Source organism: Paraoerskovia marina DSM 21750, assembly GCF_000701465.1.
In the GTDB taxonomy this organism is placed as follows: Bacteria; Actinomycetota; Actinomycetes; order Actinomycetales; family Cellulomonadaceae; genus Paraoerskovia; species Paraoerskovia marina.
This window is the reverse complement of record NZ_JNIY01000003.1, coordinates 21,268-42,461: the sequence shown is the minus strand read 5'-3', so window position 1 is coordinate 42,461 and position 21,194 is coordinate 21,268. Positions and strand designations below refer to the sequence as shown.

Genomic DNA, 21,194 nt, shown 5'->3' with positions numbered 1-21,194 from the left:
CGCACCCTGATACTTAGGACCACAGTAACGATGGAAAGTGCGACCGAATCTCGTCGTCAGCGCAGCCTCGGCCGCTCACCTCCGACCTCCACACGGTGTTCACCTCAGAACCGCCGCACAGTCGACACAACACACAATCCAGGGGTGACCGATCTCACCAGACGTACTCGAAGTGCCAGGGCTCCGGCTTCGAGCCGTACTTCTGCGCCCAGGCCGGATTCACCCAGCCGTACTTCGGCCCGTTCTTCTTGAGCCACTCGTAGCGCGTCGCGCCAAAGGTGTACCGAGCGCCCGTGGCCCCGTGGAACCGATAGTCCGGCAGGTCGATCGCAGCGCCCCAGCCGTGGTTCGACGTCCCGGGGACGGCGGCCCAGTAGCCGTACTCCTCACGGACGTCGACCTGCTGGGCATACGTGCGGTACCCGTCGTCGACCGGGATGTTCGAGCCGAAGCGGTCCCTGAAGGCACTGTTGAGCCGCGTCAGGTCCTTGTTCGCCTTGCACGAGATCTTCTCCGTCGACCGCCACCGCCACCCGACGGTGCACAACGCACTTGCCGGGAGCCTGCCGTTCGAGAACCACTGCCGCGTGCGCGACGTCGAGATGTAGCGCTTCGTCGCCAGGTACTTCGCGTATACCCACCGCTTCTTCCCGTACACCTGGACGTAGACCCAGCCACCGTAGGACTTCCCGAGCAGCTTGACGGCCTTTCCCTGCGGCGCTCGAGTCACCACCGAGTACCCGGTCGAGGGCCCCGAACGGAAGTTGAGGGACGATGCGTTGACGAACCGCATTCCGGTGGACGACGCGACGTACCGCTTGTGCGAGAGGTACGTCGAGTACACCCACCGCTTCTTGTTGTAGACCTGCACGTAGACCCACCTGCCGGAAGACTTTCCGAGCAGCTTGACGGCCTTCCCCTGCGGCGCCCGCGCGACCACGGGGTACCGCGTCGACGGCCCGGAGCGAAACACCAGACTCGCGGCGTTGACGTAGCGCATCCCGGTCGACGAGCTCGCACGCGCCACGTCGCCGGCCGCTGCCGTGCGCGAGACCGTCGGCGCCGCGGGTGCAGCAGGTGCCGCGCCCGCTGCAGGCACGGCAAACCCACCAACCACGAGTCCGACGCCGATCCACGCGGCGACACCTCGTGCCAAGGACCGCCGGGACGTGGTCGAGCTGCGGGGCCAGAGCGGCATCGCGTCCTCCTCGAGACAGGCGGCCGGAGATGGCCGCTGTTCGTAGACGCGTCTACCGCCCCGAAGTCACACGTTTCTCCGAGGGAATCGCCCCGCGCACCACCCAGGGCGGACACGACACCGCCCCGCACACCCGGTCGTCGCCGGGCGTGCGGGGCGGCAGGTAGGCCGTGCCGTCGATCAGCCCATGAGGCCCTTCTCCGTCAGCCAGTCGGTCGCCGCCTGCGCGGCGGTCGCCTTCTCGTCACCCTCGACCCGGTCGCGCAGCGCGATCAGGTCGTCGGTGGTGAGCTCCGCGGAGATCGCGTTCAGCGCCTCGGCCAGCTCGTCCGAGTAGATGTCGTCGGAGAGCAGCGGGATGATGTTCTGGGCCGAGATCAGGTTCTCGGGGTCCTCGAGGACCACGAGGTTCTCGGAACTGATCGCCGGGGAGGTCGTATAGATGTCGGCCACCTGCACGGTCCCGTCGACGAGGGCGGCGACGGTGTCCGGGCCGCCGAAGTCCTCGATCGGGAGGAAGGTGACGTCACCCTCCTCCGTGCCGACGCCGTAGGTGTCCTTCAGGCCCGGCACGCCGTACCCGAGCTCGACGAACTGCGGGTTCGCGCCGAGCGTGAACGGGACGATGTTGGCGAGGTCGCCGATCGACGTCAGGTCGTTCTCGTCAGCCGTCTCCTGCGTGACGACGTAGGCGTCCTTGTCCTCGGCCTCGGCCGAGTCGAGGACCTGCAGGCTGTCGGCCGCGACGGCGTCGACCAGCGCGCCGTCGACCTCCTCGGTGGTCCGCTCCTCGTACTCCGTGTCGTAGTACGCGAGCAGGTTGCCGTTGTACTCGGGGATCAGGTTGATCGACCCGTCCTGGAGGGCCGGGATCGTCTGCTGGCGCGGCCCGATGTTGAACTTGGTCTCGACGTCGAGGCCCGCGTCGGTCAGGGCCTGCGCGTAGATCTCGCCGAGGATCTGGCTCTCGGGGAACGCGAACGACCCGACGACGACGGTGTCGCCCGAGGCCGCGGCAGAGCTGTCGTCCGCGGAGCCCGTGGGGTCCTCGTTGGTGCAGCCGGCGAGGGCGATGAGGCTGGCGGCGCCGATCGTCGCGGCGGCGACGCGGCCCTTCTTCAATGCGGTGAACATGTCGTGGTCTCCGTTCAGGAACTTCGTCGAGGTCAGGCGAGGCGGTGCACGGTCGGTACGACGACGGCCGGGGCCATCAGGGACGAGAAGCCCGATTCGCCCCAGACTATTCCGAGCCCCGCCCGCTCGCAGCAGCACCGGCGGCGGCAGAAGCCTCCTCGGCGACCGGGGTGTCGTCCGCCTCGAGCCTGACGGCCGTCACCTTCTGGATCAGGGCGAACACGGCGTCGAGGAGCAACGCCAGAGCGGTGACCAGGAGAGCGCCGGCCAGGAGCACCGTGAAGTCGTTGAGACCGATCCCGGAGGCGATGACCCGGCCGAGCCCACCCAGTCCCGCGAACGACGCGATCGTGGCGGTCGCCACCACCTGCAGGACCGCCGCGCGGATGCCGCCGATGATCAGCGGGAGCGACAGCGGGATCTCGACCCGGAGGAGAATCTGCATCTCCGTCATCCCGTTGGCGCGGGCCGCGTCGATCGTCTGCCGGTCCACGGACTCGAGCCCCGAGTACGCACCGGCTAGGACGGACGGGATCGCGAGGAGCGTGAGCGCGATCAACGACCCGACGGTCGCGGCGACGAGGAACGGCAGCTGATAGCCGGCCACCATGGTGACGAAGTAGAGGACGCCGAGCGCGGGCAGGGCACGCATCGCGCCCGTCACCCCGATGACGGCCTGCCGCCCCTTGCCGGTGTGCCCGATGTAGAAGCCCAGCGGCAGGGCGATCAGCGTCGCCGCCCCCGCGGCGATCGCCGTGTACTCCAGGTGCTCGAGGATCCGGTCGCCGAGGGGCGCCGGGCTCGTCGCGTTCGCCGCCCAGTTCGCCGGGTCGAAGATGTACGCCAGCGCGTCGAGGAGAAAGTTCACCGTGCCACCTCCCCGGCCGGCGCGACGATCGGATCCTCACGCGGGCGGTCGTCGTCCGACCGGTTCCATGGCAGCGTCAGCCGGCCGATCAGGACGATGATGATGTCGAAGACGAGCGCGATCAGCAGGCTCGCGACGATCCCTGTGCCGACCTCGGCGAGGATCCCGCGCTGCTTCCCGTCCTGGAAGAGGTACCCGAGGTTGCGCGACCCGATGAGTACGCCGACGGACACCAGCGCGATCGTGCTCACCGAGACGACACGGATCCCGGCGAGCAGCACCGGGCCGGCCAGCGGGAGGTCCACGCGCCAGAACCGCGCGAACGCGGAGAACCCCATCGCGTCGGCGGCCTGCAGGGTCAGGGGGTCGACCGAGGCGAACGCGTCGGTGGCCGACCGCATCATCAGGGCGAGGCCGTAGATGATCAGTGCCACGACGAGGTTGGTCTCGTCCAGCACCCGGGTGCCGATGATCAGCGGGAGGATCACGAACAGCGGCAGAGACGGGATCGTGTAGAGCAGGCTCCCTGCACCGACGATGATCGCGCGGGCCGTGCGGTTGCGGTTGGCCCAGAACCCCAGCGGGATCGCCAGCACGAAGCTCAGGACGATCGGCAGGACGGACAACCGGACGTGATCGAGCGTGAGCTCCCAGACGAGGTCGAGGTTGTCCAGCGCCCAGCTCACGAGACCGCGTCCCCCCGCGTCGACCGCGCGTCGTCGTCCAGGACGCCGGCCACGCGCCCGTCGCCGTCCACGACGATCGTGCCGCCCTCCGCCGCCTGCTCGAGCCGCAACCGCCGTCGCGCCTTGTCAGCGCCGATGAACGTCTCGACGAACTCGTCGGCGGGGTTGGCCAGGATCTCGGCCGGCGTGCCCTTCTGGGCGATCTTTCCGCCCTTGCGGAAGATGACGACGGTGTCGGCGAGCGCGAACGCCTCCTCGATGTCGTGGGTGACGAAGACGATCGTCTTGCCGAGCTCCGACTGCAGGCGACCCAGCTCGGCCTGCAGGTCAGCACGCACGATCGGGTCGACGGCGCCGAACGGCTCGTCCATCAGCAGGATGTTGGGGTCGCTCGCGAGCGCCCGGGCCACGCCCACGCGCTGCTGCTGCCCGCCCGAGAGCTGGCGGGGGTAGCGGTGCGCGAGGGAACGGTCGAGGCCGACCTTGTCGAGGAGCTCGAGCGCGTCCTCGCGAGCCTGGGCCTTGGGTGTGCCGTTGAGGATCGGGACGGTGGCGACGTTGTCGACGACGTGGCGGTGCGGGAGGAGCCCCGCCGCCTGCAGGACGTACCCGATGCTCCGGCGGAGCTGGACCTTGTCGCGGTTCGCGACGTCCTCGCCGTCGATCAGCACCTGGCCCGCGGTCGCGTCGACCATGCGGTTGATCATCCGGAGGATGGTGGTCTTGCCGCAGCCCGACGAACCGACGAGGACCGTGGTCTCGTGCGACGGCATCGTCAGGCTGAAGTCGTCGACGGCGACGGTCCCGTCCGGGAACTTCTTGGTCACCGAGCGGAACTCGATCATGGCGGTTGGCTCATCCTTCGACTTGTCGAGTGCGATCCAGGACGCCAGCGGCGGCGCCATGTGAGGAATGAGCCTAGTTGTCACCCCGGCCGCACGCGACAGCATCGCCCGGGTCTCACAGCCGACTCATGGGATCGCCTCAGCGCCGGCCTGGTTCGCGGGGCTCTGATGGACCCATGACGACACCACGGCACTCTCGCTCCACCCGCATCGTCGCTGCGACGACCATCGGTCTGGGACTCGTCGGCCTCACCGCCTGCTCCGTCGACGTCGCCTCCGGCACCGGGTCCTCGTCCGACGACACCTCCACCGACTCCGGGACGGGGGCCGACACCTCCGACATCTGGGACGAGTCGGAGGTCCACGACATCGACCTCGACGTCGCCGAGGACGACCTCGAGTTCGCGATCAGCACCTACGAGGAGACCGGCGAGAAGGAGTGGGTGAGCGCCGACGTCACCATCGACGGCACCACCGTCGAGAACGTCGGGCTCAAGCTCAAGGGCAACTCCAGCCTGCGGGGAACGACCACAGAGAGCGACCCCGAGACCCTCCCCTGGATCATCCGGACCGACAAGTTCGTCGACGACCAGACGTACGACGGCGAGACCGAGATCGTCGTCCGCAGCAACACCTCCGAGACCTCGCTCAACGAGGCCGTCGCGCTCGACCTGCTCGGACAGACCGGGCTCGCGACGGAGGAGGCGTCGTCCACCAGCTTCAGCGTGAACGGCTCCGACGACGAGCTGCGCCTGCTCGTCCAGAACCCGAGCGACACCTGGGACGCCGAGCAGTTCGGCACCGAAGGGATGCTCTACAAGGCCGAGAGCACCGGCGATTACTCCTACCGGGGCGACGACCCCGACTCCTACGACGACGTGTTCGACCAGGAGGCCGGCGAGGACGACCTCGAGCCGCTGACCGACTTCCTGCAGTTCATCAACGAGTCCGACGACGAGACGTTTGCGGCCGAGCTCGACCAGCATCTCGACGTCGACGCCTTCGCGACGTACCTGGCGTTCCAGGACCTCGTCTCCAACGCGGACGACATCAGCGGGCGAGGCAACAACTCGTACCTGCGCTACGACGTCGCGGACGACCAGATGACGGTGGTCAACTGGGACCTGAACCTGGCGTTCGGCGTCGGCGGTCCCGGCGGGCAACCGGGTGGCGAGGTCGGTCAGGCTGGCGGTCAGGCCGGCGGGCCGCGCGCCGGTGCGCTCGCCGAGGGTGAGCTGCCGGAGGGAGAGGTCCCCGCCGACGGAGAGCTGCCGGAGATCCCGGAGGGAGCCCCGACGGACCTTCCCGAGGGCGAGATTCCGGAGGGTGCCCTCCCGCCGGGTGGCGGCGCAGCGGGTGACGGCGCAGCAGCCGGTGGCGGAGGCGACACGTCGAACATCCTGGTGGACCGGTTCCTCGCGAACGACGACTTTGCAGCCCTCTACGCCGACGCCCAGGCCGAGCTGCAGGAGACCCTCGTCGACAGCGGCGCGGCGACCGCGACGATCGACTCGTGGACCGCGGTGCTCGAGGACCAGGCGACCGAGATGGTCGACGCCGACACCATCGAGCAGGAGTCCGAGCAGATCGCCGACGCAATCTCCTAGTGCCTTCGTTCTTCGTCGGACCTCCGGGGACGTGCGCGTTGTACGTCCCCGGAGGTCCGACGAGCGCGTTCTCGGGGAGACACGCGTCGCCGCTCCGTCCGCGGCCGCGGCCTATCGGGTTGTGACCGCGAGGCAGTCGTTCACGACCGTCGAGGTGCTGCTCGCCGTCTCGGCGACGTTCCCGGTCGCGTCGTAGTACACCGTCGGCTGCCCGGCCCCGCCGCCCAGGGACACCCCCGGCGCGGAGCACCCGGCGTACAACCATGCGCCCTCGTCCTCGACCCAGATGCACGGGCCGGCGTCGTCGTCGGACCCCTCGACGAGAAAGACGTCGAACCCGTCCTGCTCGTGGATCAGGCGACTCGCACGGATCTCGCCCGCAGCATCGGCCGACTGGTCAACGGCGTCCTCGGGTGCCTCCGCGGTCGCAAAGACCGCCTCGGGCCCGCAATCCGGACCGGCCACGGCATCGGCGCTGCAGCCGGTCAGGGCGGTCGCACCCGCAAGCGCCAGGGTGAAGGACAGGAGGACGGGCCGACGGGATGTCATGCTGCACGGTCTCAACGCCGCCTCTGCGCTGTCCACAACCTTGGCCAGGTCGTTCACCGCCCGGGCGAGATCGGTGCGAGTCGCCTGACACCACAGTGGCCTTGCATGACACCACTTGTGGTGTCATAGTGGAGTCATGGACCTCTCGCGCTACGTCTCCGACCTCCAGGACCGTCTGGACACCGCTGCCGAGGCCACGGGTTCGGACGCACAGGAGCTCGCCCGACGCCTGACGGCACCTCTCGACGCCGCCGTGCGACTCGTCCTGCTCGACGCGCTCTCCGAGGCCGCCTCCGAGATCTCGGCCGAGCTCGCCCCGGGGTCGGTCGACCTTCGCCTGCGGGCCGGCGACCCCGAGTTCGTGGTGACGACGCCCGACGCCTCACCCCCGGTACAGCCGACCCTTTCTCACGACCTCGACCCCGCCCCGGTCACCGACGCCCCCGATCTCGAGCCGGGCACCACGAGTCGCACCACTCTGCGCCTGCCCGACCACCTGAAGTCGCGCGCCGAGTCGGCGGCGGCTCGCGACGGCGTGTCAGTCAACACCTGGCTGGTCCGCGCCGTGGGTGCCGCGCTCGAGCAGCCCTCCCCCGTGCCGGCCGCCACGGACCGTCGGGGCGCCAACCGCCTCACCGGCTGGGTGCGCTGACCACCCGGCCCCCGCCACCCCTCCCCACCCCGACACCCACCCTGGAGTCGTCATGCCCACCTTCCCTGTCGCGGGCCCCGTGCCCGTCGAGCTGGACCTCCCGTTCGGAGACCTCCACGTCATCGCCGGCGACCGCACCGACGTGGTGGTCACCGTCGAACCGGCCGACCCGACGAGGTCGGGATCGGTCCGCGCGGCCGAGGACACCCGTGTCGAACGCCGCGGTGACACCATCGAGATCGTCTACCCGCACAGCTGGAAGCAGTACGTGCTCCCGTTCGCCGCCGGGGGTGCCCGGGTGACGATCGAGCTGCCCGCGGGCTCTCGCGTCTCCGGGAAGGCCGGGGCGATGTTCGCGGAGGGGCGGCTCGGCGTCGTCGACATCTCCCTCAGCGCCGGCGACGCCCGGATCGACGAGGCCGCCCGGGTCGTGGTGAAGGCGGCAGCGGGCGCCGTCGTCGTCGGTCGCGTCACCGAGTCGCTGTCCGTCCGTGCCAGCGCAGGATCGGTGCGGGTCGCCGAGCTGACGGGCGACGGCTCCGTCCGCACCTCCGCGGGGACGACACACGTCGGCTCGGTCGACGGGAGCCTGGCGGTCACGGGGTCGCACGGTGACATCACCGTCGGCGTCCTCCGCGGGACGGTCACCGCCAAGGCGGCCTCGTCGGGTATCCGCGTCGAGCGGATCGAGTCCGGCGTCACGCACCTCACCACCTCCTACGGCAGCATCGAGGTCGGCGTGCCCGAGGGCACGGCGGCGTGGCTCGACGTCGGCGCCCAGCACGGCACCGTGCGCAACCAGCTCGACGCCGCGCAGGGCCCCGTGGAGGGCGACCGGACCGCGGAGGTGCACGCCAGCACCGGCTACGGCGACGTCGTCATCCGACGCCCGTGACCACGCCCCTCCCCCACGCCGGGTTCCGGGCGGACGACGGCGCGGAGACTGATCCCTGGTGTACTGGGATCGTCCTGCCACGCCCACCCCGGAGCCGTCGATGACCCTCACCATCACCCTGACCGATGGCGCCTCGCCGTCCGAGGAGATCGAGCATCAGATCCGCGAGGAGATCACGTCCGGGCGTCTCGGCGTCGGGACGCGACTCCCCTCCGTCCGGCAGCTCGCCGCCGACGTCGGCGTGGCTGCCGGCACCGTCGCCAAGGCGTACAAGCGACTGGAGGCGGACGGCACCGTCGTCACAAGTGGCAGGGGTGGCACGCGCGTCGGCGAACGCCACGGTGCCGCGGCACAGACCGTGGTCGCGCGAGCCCGGGAGCTCGTGCGCGCCGCCCGGACGGAGGGTGCGGACCTCGACGAGGCGGTCCGTGTGCTCCGCGCCGTCTGGGACGACTGAACCCGGTCGGCTCCCCTAGTCCGCGAGCGCCGCGAGCGCCACCTCGAGCGCGTCCTGGAAGCTCCGCGCCCGGTCGTCTGACGTCAGCTCCTCACGGGTGAGCAGGTGGTCAGAGACGGTCACGACGGTCAGGGCCTCGGCGTCCTCGGCCGCCGCCACCGCGTAGAGGGCGGCGGACTCCATCTCGATCGCGAGAGTCCCGTGCGCGGCGAGGGCCGTATTGAGGTCCGGCCGGTCGAGGTAGAAGTGGTCCGACGTAAAGACGGCACCCGCGTGGACCCGTCCGTCGCGGGCTGCGGCCGTGTCAGCGGCCACCGCGCGGGCCGCCATCGCAAAGGACGGTGTGTGGCTGAAGTGCACACCCGGGATCCGGGAGGCGGTCATCGCCGAGTCGGTGTGGGCGGCGGTCGCGACCACGACGTCGCGCAGCCCGACGCGGGACGTGATCCCGCCGGCGGTTCCGACGCGCACGATCCGTCGCACACCGAACTCCCGGACCAGCTCGGTCGCGTAGATCGTCGCCGATGGCGACCCCATGCCGGACGCCATCACGGAGAGCGGCCGACCCGCGTGCGTCCCGGTGTACGCCTGGATGCCACGGACGTCGCTGACGACCCGGGCGTCGTCGAGCAGCTGGGCGGCCATGTTCCGTGCCCGGTACGGGTCGCCGGGCATGAGAACGTCGGGGGCGAAGTCGCCGGCGTCGGCCGAGATGTGTGCGGTGCTCATGCGGTGGCTCCTCTGCGCGTGGTGTCCGGCGGGCAGGGCGTGCCGTCCGGGACCACCAACGTATCCGGGCGTGCGGGATCGGCCTCGCGGGAGCGTCCCCACGGCCCCGCGACGAGGCCGTAGGCTCTCTCGATGAGCTCCAACCCCCTGATCCACGTCAGCGCGGTCGTCCTGCGCGACACCCGCGGCCACGTCCTGACGGTCCGCAAGCGGGGCACGTCCCGCTTCATGCTCCCGGGCGGCAAGCCGGAGGAGGGCGAGACCGCGGCGGACACCGCCGTGCGGGAGTGCGTCGAGGAGACGGGCGTGATGCTGGAGGCCGGCGACGTCGTGCCCCTCGGGACCTTCCGCGCGCCCGCCGCGAACGAGGCCGACCACGAGGTCGAGGGCGCCGTCTTCACCCACCCCGACCCCGTCGTCGTCCAGGCCCCGTCCGCCGAGATCGAGGAGCTTCGGTGGCTCGACCTGAGCGAGCCGTTGCCCGACGACCTCGCGCCTCTCCTCGCCGACCACGTGCTGCCGGCCCTCGTCGAGGCGCGCTGACCAACCCCACGGAACTTCTGCTCGTCTCGCTCTCTCGGGCGGGTGACCTCACCGGACTACGCCCGCGTCGTGGCCGTCGCGTCGAGCGGCACGAGGCGGGGTACGACGTCAGCCCGGGAGATCTCGGGGACTACCTGACTGACGGAACACGGTCACGAGGTCACGTGGGGCGCTCCGGACGGGACCTCGCCGATGACCACGTCCGCGGCGACCTCGAGGACATGCCGGTACGTACGACCTGTCGCGCGAGACATCGCGATCTCGCACGCCCTGTTGCACGAGGCATGCTCGGCCGAGCCGATCCGCGCGACCTCGGCCGCCTCGGCTGCCGTCGCCGAGGCGGTGAGCTCCGGATGCAGCATTCCGCGGTCGCCGGCGAACCCGCAGCACCCCCAGTCCACAGGGACGTGCACCTCGCGGGCGATCGCTGATGCGACCGTGCGTAGATCCGTGTCGAGCCCGCCCTTGACCGAGGAGCACGTCGGGTGAAGGGTGATCGAGGCGACGCGACGGTCGTCGTCAATATCGAGCACGGGGAGCACGTGCTCGGCGACGAAGGCCACTGCGTCCACGACGTCCGTCGCACGGGGATCACCGGCTCGGAGCGCGTCCTCCATGACCTTGGCCACGCCTTCCGTGCAGGAGGTGGCATCGAGAACCACGGGGACGTCCCGGCCCGTCAGCCGCCGAGCCTCGTCGCGCGCGGCGCCGACAGCACTCAGCACCTTTTCCGTCATGACCCGATGCCCCTCGTCGTACCCCTTCGAGGACCAAGGGGTTCCGCAGCACAAGGAGTCGAGGCCGTCGGGGACGAGGAGCCCGGCTCCCGCGGCTGTGCACAGATGAGCGACCGCCTCCTGGACCCCACCCGTCCGGGAGCCGGCCGGAGCAAACATCGCTCCTTGACAGCTCGGCAGGAAGATCCCGGCCACGGGGCCTCCGACGCCCTCTCCCCCGGCAGCTCGGGTTCTCGTCGTCCCGCCCGTGGGGAGGTCGGACGACCAGAGCGGAACGGTGTCCGCACCGAGCGCGCGCCGTGCCACCGAGTTCGGCGCCGTGACCAATCGTTCCGGCACCCGGCCTGCGACGTCGAGCAGTGCCCCCGCGGTCCGAGTCGTCGCTCCCCAGTGCTCGGCCGTCGTGCGCCAGACGGTCTTGTCGAGCCGTCCTCGCCCCTCCTGCCGCAGCCGCTTGACGAGGTCCCCGGTGTCGATCTTGACGGGGCAGGCCGTCGCGCACATCCCGTCGGCCGCACAGGTGTCGATCCCGTCGTACTGATACTGCTCGTCGAGTTCCGCCACAAGGGCGTGGTCGCCCTCGACGACCGCGCGGGTGCGGGCACGCCGGACGGCGATCCGCTGACGGGGAGTGATCGTCAGGTCCCGGCTCGGGCACACCGGTTCGCAGTAGCCGCACTCCACGCACCGGTCGACCTCCGCGTCCACGGTGTCGACGGGCTTCAGGTCACGCAGGTGCGCCTTGGAGTCGTCGGTGAGCACGACACCGGGATTGAGCACGCCGGACGGGTCCAGCGCCTGCTTGATCTCGCGCATCACGTTCACGACGCCGGGTGAGTACTGGCGTTCGACGAACGGTGCCATCGCGCGGCCGGTCCCGTGCTCGGCCTTGAGATTGCCACCGTGGGAGAGCACGAGGTCGACCAGGTCCTCGGTAAAGGCGGCAAGCCGTGCGACGGCCGCCGGGCTCTCCGTGTTCTCGGTCACCATGAAGTGCAGATTGCCGTCCTTCGCATGACCAAAAATGACGGGGTCGACGTATCCGTGCGCCTCGAGAAGGGCAGCCAGATCGCGGCAGGCATCGGCCAGGTTCTCGACGGGGACGACGACGTCTTCCAGGAGCGCCGTCGTCCCTGCCGGCCGGGCGCCAGCGACCGTCGCATACAGTCCCTTGCGCACCTTCCAGAGCGCTGCCCGCGCCGACCCGTCGCTCGTGAGCACGGTCGGGACGACGGAGGGCAGGGCGTCGAGAACGGCCCCACCCGTCGCGAGGAGATCGCTCAAGACAGTCTCGTCGTCCGCCCGGTACTCGATGAGGATGGCGGCATGCCGGTCGATCTCGAACCCGTGGATCACCGCGGGGGCATCGGGGTCGCGCCGGGCCACACGAAGAGAGGTCGCGTCCATCAGTTCCAGCGCTGCCGCACCCGTCGCCACGAGCGCCGGCAGCGCCGCGGCCGCAGTCTCGACGGAGTCGAGGACGAGAAGTCCCGTCGCTGCGTGCGGTTGCACCGGAACGGTGGTGAAGACGGCCTCGGCGACGAACCCCAGCGTTCCCTCGGAGCCGACGAGCAGGTGCTCCAGGATCTCGACGGGGTCGTCGAAGTCGCAGAGTGCCTCGACCTCATATCCCATCGTGTTCTTCATCGAGAACCGCGCGCGGATCTCCGCGACCGTCGACGGGTCGTTCCTCACCCTGTCGCGCAACGACTCCAGGACGGAGACGAGACGTGGTTCGTCCTCGCGCAGCCGCGCGAGCGACTCGGGGTGGGCGGTGTCGACCACCGTGCCGGAGGCAAGGACGATGACGAGCGACTCGAGCGTGTGGTAGCTGTTGAACCGCGTTCCGGCTGCCATGCCCGACGAGTTGTTGGCGATCACGCCGCCGACGGTGCAGGCGGCCTCGCTCGCCGGGTCCGGGCCAAGTGCTCGGCCGAACCGGGCGAGGTGGGCGTTGACCGTCCGAACGGTCGCTCCTGGCTGCACTCGCACCCGGGCGCCGTCGTCGAGCACTTCGACGCGCCGAAACCCCTGTCGTGTGTCGAGAAGAATGCCCGTACCGCTGGCCTGGCCCGACAGGCTCGTCCCGCCGGCACGGAACGTCACGGGGCGGCGGTGCGCCGTCGCGACCGCGAGCGCGCGTCCGACGGCGGCAGCGTCCTCCGCCGTCGCGGTCACCTCGGGGATCAAGAGGTAGTGCGAGGCGTCCCGCGCCCGCGCGTGAAGATCCAGTGCGCGCGCCGAGACGGCCCGTTCACCGAGTGCCGCTCGGAGGTCGTCGATCAGTTCCACACGAATCCCTCCTGCGCCACGACGGTCCCGTCGGCGCACCTGGAACCGAGTTGCACGGCGCCGTCGAGTGCGTCACCCCACGGATCGACGACGACGGCGCCCGGTCGCAGGTGCGCGACGTGGCCCGCGAAGGCGTCGAGCAGCAGGCCACCCGCCTGGCGCAGCCCACCGGTCAGAGCGACCTGGCCCGTGCCGTCTCCGAGCGCGGCGACCACGCTGCGAGCGGCCTCCCGTCCGGCCTCTGTCACGAGCTCGACGGCGACGGCATCGCCGTCCACGGCGAGCTCGACGACGTCGCGCGCGAAGCCCGCCAGCAGACCGGCCCGGTCTGGTCGGGTGTAGATCTGCCCGGGCCACCGTCGCGGGTCCCCGAAGTGGTCCGAGGCCGCGGCAAGCAGTCGACTCCCGCCGAGGTCGACGCCGTCGTACGCCAGCAGGGCTTCCTCGAGTCCACGCCGACCGAGCCACGCACCGGACCCTCGGTCGCCAAGAAGGTGCCCCCACCCGTCGACCCGACGCCACCGTCCGTCGACCGTGCCGTCGTGCCCGATCGCGATCGCCCCGGTCCCGAGCGCGACGCACGCGCCACCCTGCCCGCCAAGCGCACCAAGGTGCGCAGTCACCGCATCAACGGCGACGGCGGCCGGCGCACTCACGGTCCGAGCGACCAGTTCCGCAAGGGCCGCCGGGCGTTCGACCAGCGAGGCGAGGCCCGTCGCGCCGACACCGACACCGCTGATGCCTGCGATGTCGTCGGGCCACCGACGCGTGGCGGCGTCGAGAAGATTCCGCACGACGTCGGCGGCGTTGCTGCCGTCGTCGTCCACAGCCACGCGGTCACCGTCGAGTCGGCAGCGGGTGCCGTCCTCGCGGAGGAGCACGAGGCGGCTCCCCGACCCTCCGACGTCGATACCGAGTGTGTTCACGAACGCCCGTCCCGCTCCACGCCCGTGGCGGCCTCGAGGGCGTGCCGCACCGACCCGTCGTGCTCGTCGAGCAGCAACCCTGCGCGTGCGACGTCGGTGCCCGCGAGGTGCGCGACGATGGCCACCTTGAGGTCCCCCTGAGTCCGATCCAGCAGTTCACGGGCCGGCATCTCGGCGAGGCCCGTGGCCTCGCAGAGAATCCGTACGGTTCGCTCCCGGAGCTTTGCGTTGGTCGCCACGACGGAGACCATGAGGTTCCCCCACGTCCGCCCGATCGCGATCATCAGTGCCGTCGAAAAGCCGTTGAGCACGAGCTTCTGGGCCGTCCCCGCCTTGAGGCGTGTCGAACCCGTCACCGCCTCGGCACCCGTGTTCAGGACGATCGACGTGTCTGCCAGCGGCGCCAGCGGCGCGTCTGGGTTGCTGGAGATGAGGACCGTGTAAGCCCCCGCCGCGCCCGCAGCCTCCAGGGCACCACCGACGTAGGGAGTCGAACCGCTGGCGGCCAGCCCGATCGCGACGTCGTGCGGGCCCAGGCCCGCCGCGTCGAGGCGACCGTTCGCGGACGAGTCCTCGGCATTCTCGACGGCCTCGACCAGTGCCGCGCTCCCCCCGGCAATGTGCCCGACCACCCGGCCGGGCTCGAGGTTGAACGTCGGCATGAGCTCGCTCGCGTCGAGCACCCCGAGGCGGCCCGAGGTGCCGGCACCGAAATAGTGCACGGCACCTCCGTCGCGGAGCCGGCGCGCAGCGAGCTCGACGACGGGTGCCAGCTCCTCGACCACCGCGCCCGCTGCGTCGACCGCGACCCGGTCCTCGGCGTGGAGCAGGCGCAGCACGTCGACCGTCTCGAGTCCGTCAAGTTCTGTCGTCCGGGGGTTGCGCCCCTCCGTCGGCGACAGCGTCTGGAACTTCTCGGTCATGTCATCCACCTGTTCTCCGTGCGAGGTCCATGGCAAGGTCTACGCCGTCGTCAGCGAGTCCGCTCGAGCTCCGGCTGCTCCACGGCCGGAGCACCGTGTCGCAAGGACAAGAGGCCACCGACGGCGAACGTCACGATGACTCCGAGCAGCGGGTACCACTGCCACGCGACCCAGACCTCCCCGGTGATGTACTTCTCCTGGACGAAGAAGAAGGCATTGACCGCGACGGCCGCGGTAAAGGCGATGTTCGCGTCCACCGCGTTCGCCCGCTTGTTCACCATGCCGAAAAGGAACGCTCCGAGCAGGCCACCGTAGGTGATGCCCGCGACGCCGAGCGCGAGGATGACGATGTTTCCCTCGTCGGACTGGAAGACGGTGGCGGGGGCGATGAAGGCCAAGCCCCAGCCGATGGTGGCCCAACGACCGACCCGCAAGCCCTCGGCGTCCGTCATGGGCGTCTTGCGGAATCGCGCGTAGACGTCGGTCACCGTGGACGACGAGAGTGCGGAGAGCGACGACGAGAGCGTCGACATCGCCGCCGCAAGAATCCCTGCGAGCAGCAGTCCGGAGATTCCTTGGGGCAGGCCTTCGATGATGAACAACGGGAAGATCTCGTCATTGCGGGTGAGCCCGAGCTCGTCGGGCGTCGCGCGGTCGTAGTAGCCCCAGAGCGCCAGACCGACCGTCAGGAAGACGGCGAACTGGAAGAACACGATGATGCCCGACCAGATGAGGGCCTTCTGCGCCTCGACCTTGGAGCGGCAGGTCAGCAACCGCTGGACGACGAGCTGGTCGGAACCGTGGGAGGCCATGGCGAACACGGCGCCACCGATGAAGGACGGGATGAACGCCGACGAGTCGGAGATCGGGTTGCCGGAGAAGACGAACATGTTGAGCTTCCCCGCGTCCGCGGCGTCTGCCAGCCAGCCACCGCCGGTCTGCACGGAGATGACGACGATCGCGAGGATTCCACCGAAGACGTAGAGGCACATCTGGGCGACGTCCACCCACACGACCGCCTTGATCCCACCGATGAACGTGTAGAGGATCGTCACCACGGCGAGCACCACGATGATCGTGAAGTAGTTGGTGCTGATCCCCATGCCGTCGAGAATCAGCTTGAGCGGGATGGCTGCCGCAAGAACTCGGATTCCGTCCGCCAGAAGACGCGTGAACATGAACGTGATCCCGGCCGTGGTCTGCGTGCTCTGGCCGAACCGCTTGCCGAGGTAGGCGTAGGCCGTGACCATCTCGCCCTCGTAGTAGCGCGGCAGCATGAAGAACGCGACGATCACACGCCCGACGATGTAACCGAGGGCGAGCTGAAGGTACGAGATGTCGCCGAGGAAGCTGATGACGGGGATGCCGATGACCGTGAGCGCACTCGTCTCGGTCGCGACGACCGAGAGGCAGACCGCCCACCACGGCAGGTCGCGCCCCCCGAGGAAGTAGTCCTTGACTCCTGTCTGCTTCCCGCTGAGTTTCAGCCCGAGCCAGGCGGTCGCGGCGAGATAGGCAATGATGACCACGAGGTCAACTGTGTGAAGCATTCCGTGTCTCCTTTGTCAGGATGCTTGGGTCGTGGAAAACGGTGGAGCGTATTCAGGCGTCGATGCGCAACGACGTCGGCATCGCGCGGTGCGGTTCCGGAAGCACCAAGGGGGTCCTCCCGGGGGTGATCCGTCCAGCGATGGTGGCGCGCGATGCACCCGTGACGCTGGGCAGGGTGGCCGGCAGTCCGTGCCATGACAGCCAGCCAACGAGTGCCATCAGGCAGGCCTCCTTGGCTCCTCCGGGGAGGTTGAAGGCCTCGTCCGTCGTCCGGAGCTCTACCGCATCCCCGAGCTCGCGACGGAGCTCGGCCATGAGGGTGGGGTTGAGGGTCCCTCCGCCAGAGGCCACGACGGCGTGCACTCCGTGTGCCCGGCACGCCTCGGCCACTGTTCGCGCAGTCAACGTTGTCATCGTGGCGATGACAACGTAGGGATCGAGGTTCGGGAAGGCTGCCAGGTACCCGTCGAGGTACTCGCCGTGGAAGAGTTCCTTGCCCGTGGACTTCGGCGACGGCGCACGGTAGTACGGTTCGCCCAGCATGGCAGTGAGCAGGTCAGCATCGGTCTCGCCCTGCGCGGCCAGCGCACCGTCGCGGTCGAACGCACGAGGGTCGCCGGTGATTCGGCGTGCCATCACGTCGATCAGCGCGTTCGCGGGCCCGGTGTCGAAGGCAAGGGTCTCCCGTCCGGGTGAGACGACGGTGATGTTTGCGATGCCACCGAGATTCAGAGCAGCCGTCGGGCTTCCGGATCGGGCCAGGAGAAGGTGGTCGAGGACGCTCACGAGCGGCGCCCCCTGACCGCCCGCCGCGACGTCGTTCGAGCGAACGTCCGACAGCACGGGGACACCGATCGACTCGGCGATCCACGCCGGCTGACCGATCTGGAGCGTGCCCGCCACGATCCCGTCCTCGACGTCGTGCCGAATCGTCTGACCGTGCGTCACGACAAGCTCGCACTCGACGCCTGCCTCGCTGCACAGCGTGGCAACCGCCTCCGCACACGTGCGCCCGAAGCGGGTATCGACACTGCTCACCAGCGAGAGCGGCACATCCACCGGGTCGAGAAGTCTGAGGATGTCGAGCGCGAGGCGCTTGTCGAACTCGAACTCGCGGAACGCGACGACTCGCATGCTCAGCGCGTCGTTCTCGTCCCGGCGGATATCCACGAGTGCCACATCCAGGGCATCGGCAGACGTTCCTGCCATCAGGCCGGCGATGATCATGCCTGCTCCTCCTTCGCGGCACCAGGAATCGAAAGCTCGGTGCGAATCTTGTAGCGGTCGCCGCGGTAGACGGACCGGACGAACTCGACGACCTCTCCGCCCGGCCCCCACGAGATGCGCTCGAACTGCAGCGCCGGGGAGTGCACGGGTACGTCGAGGTCCTTCGCCTCCTGGGCGTCGACGACGGTCGGCTCGATGGTCTGGACTGCCCTGGCGGGTGCGATGCCGTACCTCTCGCCGAGGAGCTGGTAGAACGACTTGTCCTCGAGGTCCTCCGCCGTGAGTCCCGGCACGAGGGCGCTGGGTACGTGGAGCTCCTCTACCGCCATCGGTTCACCGTCAGCGGTACGGAGTCGTGCGATCTGGACGATGTCGCCTGTGGGGTCGACCTCGAGACGTCGCCCGACCCGAGCGCTCACGGGACCGATCTCGAACGTCAGCGTGCGAGCACCCGGTCGGAGCCCTCGCTCCCGCATGTCCGCGGAGAAGGACGTCGCGACGAGACCCTGGGCGAACTTCGAGCCCAGAGCGAATACTCCCGCACCGTGCCGACGCCGCACGGCCCCGCGTGCCACGAGCTCGTCGATCGCACGCCGCAGGGTCATGCGCGAGACGCCGAGGCTCTGCGCCAGCTCTCGCTCAGGGGGGAGCTGCTCGCCCGCCGCCATCGTGTCGAGGCGATCGAGGAGCTGCTCGCGTACGGAGTGGTACTTCGTCACGCCGCTATTCAGACACACACCGTGCATCAAATCAAGACCAGTGGACTACTTTTTCGCGTCGCATTGCGCCGCATCTGCCCACAATCGGACATATCACACAAGATCGGCCTCTCGCGCGCCGCCGGACGCGATCTGAGGACGCGCCCCGTCTCAAAAATCATTGCTCGGCACGAAATGTCGTCTCGGTTGGGTATTTTGGGTGACCCACACCACCCAAGGAGCATTGTGAGCTTTCAACAGAACGGCCTGAACGGCGGCAGCCCGTCCGCATCGGGCGGGAAGTCCCGCCCATGGCTCTGGCTGGTCGTACCGATCGCCGTCGCGGTGCTCCTCCTCGTGACCAGCTTCGTCCCGCTGATCGGGCTCGCGACGTTCGGCGTCGTCCTGTTCGTCGGCCCGGTGTTCACGGTGCTGTGGCTCGTCGCGAAGAAGCGTGGCATCGCAGGGTGGTCGCGGAACCTCGGCCTCGGGACGGCCGGCCTCGCAATTGCCGGCGTCGTTCTCATCAGCGGACTCGGCGCGCAGGTTCCGGCGTACGACGCGGCGGAGCAGGAGGCGCAGGCCGTCGCCGAGGCCGCCGAGCAGAAGGCGGCCGACGAGGCTGCCGCCCTGGCGGAGGAGGAGGCTGCGGCCGAGAAGGCCGCGGAGGAGGCTCGGGCCGCAGAGGAGAAGGCCGCCCAGGAGGCCGCCGAGGCCGAGGCCGTCTCGCAGGCCATCGCCGACGCCAAGACCGACACCGCCCTCGCGGCGGTGGCCGACCTCACCGTCAAGGGTCGCGCCCCGCAGACCGGATACGACCGGGACCTCTTCAACCATTGGACCGACCCGGACGACAACGGCTGCGACACCCGCAACGACATCCTGCGCCGCGACCTCACGGGCATCACGGTCGACTCAGACGACTGCACCGTCCTCACGGGCACCCTCCTGGACCCCTACACGGACACCACCATCGACTTCACGCGCGGTGTCGGCACGTCCAACGACGTCCAGATCGACCACGTCGTCGCGCTGTCGGACGCCTGGCAGAAGGGCGCCCAGCAGATGACCGACGCGCAGCGCGAGGCGTTTGCCAATGACCCGCTGAACCTCCTCGCGGTCGACGGCCCCACCAATGCGTCGAAGGGGGCCGGAGACGCCGCCACCTGGCTGCCGCCGAACAAGGCGTTCCGGTGCGAGTACGTCGCTCTGCAGGTCGCAGTGAAGCTCGAGTACGAGCTCTGGGTGACGGAGGCGGAGAAGGACGCGATCGCGCGCGTGCTCTCGGCGTGCGCGGACGAGCCGCTGCCCGAGGCCGAGGTCGCCGTCGCGGCCTCCGAGGACGACGAGAAGACCGTCATCGAGGCGCCGAAGCCGACGACGAAGCCCTCCCCCGCCCCCGAGCCGGCACCAGCGCCGGAGCCCGAGCCGGAGCCGGAACCCAAGCCGGCTCCCGAGCCCGAACCCGCCCCGGTCGCCGTCTACTACGAGAACTGCTCGGCCGTCCGCGCTGCGGGTGCGGACCCCATCCGCGTCGGCGAGCCGGGCTACTCCCGCAAGCTCGACCGTGACGGAGACGGCGTCGGCTGCGAGTAGCACCACCGGGAACGACATCGCCGCCGCACGGATCTGTGCGGCGGCGGTGTTGTTCTGTACGGCGGTGTCGTTCTGTACGGGGGTGACCTACGGGCGCGGGACGAGGACCGGCGTCGTGCGCTTGTACTCCTCGTACTCGGGCTCGCCGCCCCAGCGCTTGTCGGCCTTCTTCTCCAGCATCGGGATGCCGCTGACCCGGACGAGGAGCAGCGTGACGAACACCGGGGAGATGATGGCGACCCACTGCCAGCCGACGAACGCGGGTGCCGCGACGACGGCGACGCCGACCCAGAGGACGATCTCACCGAAGTAGTTGGGGTGCCTCGAGCGTGACCAGAGGCCGGTGCGGATGAACCGGCCCTCGTTCGCGGGGTCGGCCTTGAAGCTGCTCTTCTGGTTGTCGGCCACGACCTCGATCGTCAGACCGACCACCCACAGGGCGATGCCGACCCAGGCGAGCCAGTCGAGGGCCGGCCGCGACTCGGCGGCGATCGCCACCCATGCCGCCGCGGCGGTCAGCATCACCCAGAGCCCCTGCAGGGTCCACGTCACGAGGAACCGCGGCCACGACGTCTTCAGGTCGTCAAAACGATCGTCGCTGCCCGCCCGGGAGACCCGGCGGAAGAGGAACGACCCGAGCCGGACCGCCCAGACGACGACCATCGCGGCGAGGATCCACGCGCGGGCGTCCGTCGCCCCGCTGAGGACCAGCACGCCGATCGTGACGACGATGTACGTCAGGCTCCCCGTGAGGTCGAAGAACCGCTCCGTACGGTTGAGGTACGACGGGATGTACACGATCCACTGGATGACGAACGCGGCCGAAGCCGCCAGTGCGAACACCGGGATCCCACCGACCTCCGCCCCGTTCTGGCTGCCCGCGAGCGCCACCAGGGCTCCGACTGCCACGACCAGCGCGACCACGACCAACGACTTGCGCTCTCGGCTCGTCACCTCGATGCCTTCCTTCAGGGGATGCGTCCGGTCGCGGCAACCGTGACAATCGGTGTCTGATTCCCGCTTCGTCCGGACTGGCCCCTTATCGTGGGTTCTCCGCACGCGGCACGCCACCCGAGGAGCC

20 protein-coding genes are annotated in these 21,194 nt (G+C 69.7%); 6 read left to right on the top strand and 14 right to left on the bottom strand.

The annotated features are described in order from the left end of the window. Positions 1 to 154 precede the first annotated feature (154 nt). From Q343_RS14290 to Q343_RS0100165, 5 genes are all read right to left on the bottom strand, one after another. Positions 155 to 1,198: an SH3 domain-containing protein gene (locus tag Q343_RS14290; RefSeq protein ID WP_052366712.1), complete on the bottom strand. Its 1,044-nt coding sequence runs from the start codon at positions 1,196 to 1,198 to the stop codon at positions 155 to 157. A 180-nt stretch (positions 1,199 to 1,378) separates the two neighbouring features. Further along, positions 1,379 to 2,332, bottom strand: coding sequence for an ABC transporter substrate-binding protein (locus Q343_RS0100180; RefSeq protein ID WP_029251574.1), 954 nt, complete (start codon positions 2,330 to 2,332; stop codon positions 1,379 to 1,381). A gap of 106 nt (positions 2,333 to 2,438) precedes the next feature. After that, on the bottom strand, positions 2,439 to 3,200 hold the full coding sequence (locus Q343_RS0100175) for an ABC transporter permease (RefSeq protein WP_155990571.1): 762 nt from the start codon (positions 3,198 to 3,200) through the stop codon (positions 2,439 to 2,441). Then, positions 3,197 to 3,886 (bottom strand): ABC transporter permease, encoded by a 690-nt coding sequence (locus Q343_RS0100170; RefSeq protein ID WP_052366711.1) that lies wholly within the window; start codon positions 3,884 to 3,886, stop codon positions 3,197 to 3,199. The genes Q343_RS0100175 and Q343_RS0100170 overlap by 4 nt, the downstream gene beginning before the upstream one ends. Continuing rightward, the gene (locus Q343_RS0100165) at positions 3,883 to 4,731 is read right to left on the bottom strand and encodes an ABC transporter ATP-binding protein (RefSeq protein WP_029251571.1); all 849 of its coding nucleotides are present in this window, start codon (positions 4,729 to 4,731) and stop codon (positions 3,883 to 3,885) included. Before Q343_RS0100165 ends, Q343_RS0100170 begins: the two co-directional genes overlap by 4 nt. A gap of 176 nt (positions 4,732 to 4,907) precedes the next feature. Here Q343_RS0100165 and Q343_RS0100160 point away from each other — a divergent pair, with 176 nt between their 5' ends. Continuing rightward, the gene (locus tag Q343_RS0100160) at positions 4,908 to 6,338 is read left to right on the top strand and encodes a CotH kinase family protein (RefSeq protein WP_029251570.1); all 1,431 of its coding nucleotides are present in this window, start codon (positions 4,908 to 4,910) and stop codon (positions 6,336 to 6,338) included. A gap of 111 nt (positions 6,339 to 6,449) precedes the next feature. On the opposite strand, the gene Q343_RS0100155 is transcribed toward Q343_RS0100160, so the two are convergent. Beyond that, positions 6,450 to 6,887, bottom strand: a complete 438-nt coding sequence (locus Q343_RS0100155; protein ID WP_029251569.1) for a hypothetical protein — start codon at positions 6,885 to 6,887, stop codon at positions 6,450 to 6,452. Positions 6,888 to 7,023: 136 nt separating this feature from the next. Here Q343_RS0100155 and Q343_RS0100150 point away from each other — a divergent pair, with 136 nt between their 5' ends. From Q343_RS0100150 to Q343_RS0100140, 3 genes are all read left to right on the top strand, one after another. After that, positions 7,024 to 7,539, top strand: coding sequence for a hypothetical protein (locus Q343_RS0100150; RefSeq protein ID WP_029251568.1), 516 nt, complete (start codon positions 7,024 to 7,026; stop codon positions 7,537 to 7,539). A 52-nt stretch (positions 7,540 to 7,591) separates the two neighbouring features. Further along, positions 7,592 to 8,434, top strand: a complete 843-nt coding sequence (locus Q343_RS0100145; protein WP_029251567.1) for a DUF4097 family beta strand repeat-containing protein — start codon at positions 7,592 to 7,594, stop codon at positions 8,432 to 8,434. Between the two features lie 100 nt (positions 8,435 to 8,534). Continuing rightward, positions 8,535 to 8,891, top strand: coding sequence for a GntR family transcriptional regulator (locus tag Q343_RS0100140; RefSeq protein WP_029251566.1), 357 nt, complete (start codon positions 8,535 to 8,537; stop codon positions 8,889 to 8,891). A gap of 15 nt (positions 8,892 to 8,906) precedes the next feature. On the opposite strand, the gene deoD is transcribed toward Q343_RS0100140, so the two are convergent. Further along, complete coding sequence (gene deoD, locus Q343_RS0100135; protein WP_029251565.1) at positions 8,907 to 9,620, bottom strand: purine-nucleoside phosphorylase; 714 nt, start codon at positions 9,618 to 9,620, stop codon at positions 8,907 to 8,909. A gap of 132 nt (positions 9,621 to 9,752) precedes the next feature. Between deoD and Q343_RS0100130 the strand changes: the two genes are divergently transcribed. After that, the gene (locus Q343_RS0100130) at positions 9,753 to 10,163 is read left to right on the top strand and encodes an NUDIX hydrolase (RefSeq protein WP_029251564.1); all 411 of its coding nucleotides are present in this window, start codon (positions 9,753 to 9,755) and stop codon (positions 10,161 to 10,163) included. Between the two features lie 152 nt (positions 10,164 to 10,315). Here the strand turns inward: Q343_RS0100130 and Q343_RS0100125 are convergent, their stop codons facing one another. From Q343_RS0100125 to Q343_RS0100100, 6 genes are read right to left on the bottom strand one after another with little or no spacing between them, the layout of a single operon-like run. After that, positions 10,316 to 13,192, bottom strand: a complete 2,877-nt coding sequence (locus Q343_RS0100125; RefSeq protein WP_248616708.1) for an FAD-binding and (Fe-S)-binding domain-containing protein — start codon at positions 13,190 to 13,192, stop codon at positions 10,316 to 10,318. Next, a complete protein-coding gene (locus Q343_RS0100120) occupies positions 13,183 to 14,118 on the bottom strand; it encodes an N-acetylglucosamine kinase (protein WP_029251562.1) in 936 nt (311 codons plus the stop codon). Before Q343_RS0100120 ends, Q343_RS0100125 begins: the two co-directional genes overlap by 10 nt. Continuing rightward, positions 14,115 to 15,041: an N-acetylmuramic acid 6-phosphate etherase gene (locus tag Q343_RS0100115; protein WP_043109075.1), complete on the bottom strand. Its 927-nt coding sequence runs from the start codon at positions 15,039 to 15,041 to the stop codon at positions 14,115 to 14,117. Before Q343_RS0100115 ends, Q343_RS0100120 begins: the two co-directional genes overlap by 4 nt. 50 nt (positions 15,042 to 15,091) lie before the next feature. Continuing rightward, positions 15,092 to 16,591: a sodium:solute symporter gene (locus Q343_RS0100110; protein WP_029251560.1), complete on the bottom strand. Its 1,500-nt coding sequence runs from the start codon at positions 16,589 to 16,591 to the stop codon at positions 15,092 to 15,094. Between the two features lie 52 nt (positions 16,592 to 16,643). Next, entirely contained in the window at positions 16,644 to 17,819 is a 1,176-nt protein-coding gene (locus tag Q343_RS0100105; RefSeq protein WP_029251559.1) for an anhydro-N-acetylmuramic acid kinase, read from the bottom strand. Next, a complete protein-coding gene (locus Q343_RS0100100) occupies positions 17,816 to 18,538 on the bottom strand; it encodes a GntR family transcriptional regulator (RefSeq protein ID WP_043109072.1) in 723 nt (240 codons plus the stop codon). The genes Q343_RS0100105 and Q343_RS0100100 overlap by 4 nt, the downstream gene beginning before the upstream one ends. Before the next feature lie 225 nt (positions 18,539 to 18,763). Here Q343_RS0100100 and Q343_RS13645 point away from each other — a divergent pair, with 225 nt between their 5' ends. After that, positions 18,764 to 20,113: a GmrSD restriction endonuclease domain-containing protein gene (locus Q343_RS13645; RefSeq protein WP_248616707.1), complete on the top strand. Its 1,350-nt coding sequence runs from the start codon at positions 18,764 to 18,766 to the stop codon at positions 20,111 to 20,113. Positions 20,114 to 20,200: 87 nt separating this feature from the next. Here Q343_RS13645 and Q343_RS0100090 read toward each other — a convergent pair whose 3' ends face one another. Next, a complete protein-coding gene (locus Q343_RS0100090; RefSeq protein ID WP_029251556.1) occupies positions 20,201 to 21,067 on the bottom strand; it encodes a DUF1295 domain-containing protein in 867 nt (288 codons plus the stop codon). Positions 21,068 to 21,194 lie beyond the last annotated feature (127 nt).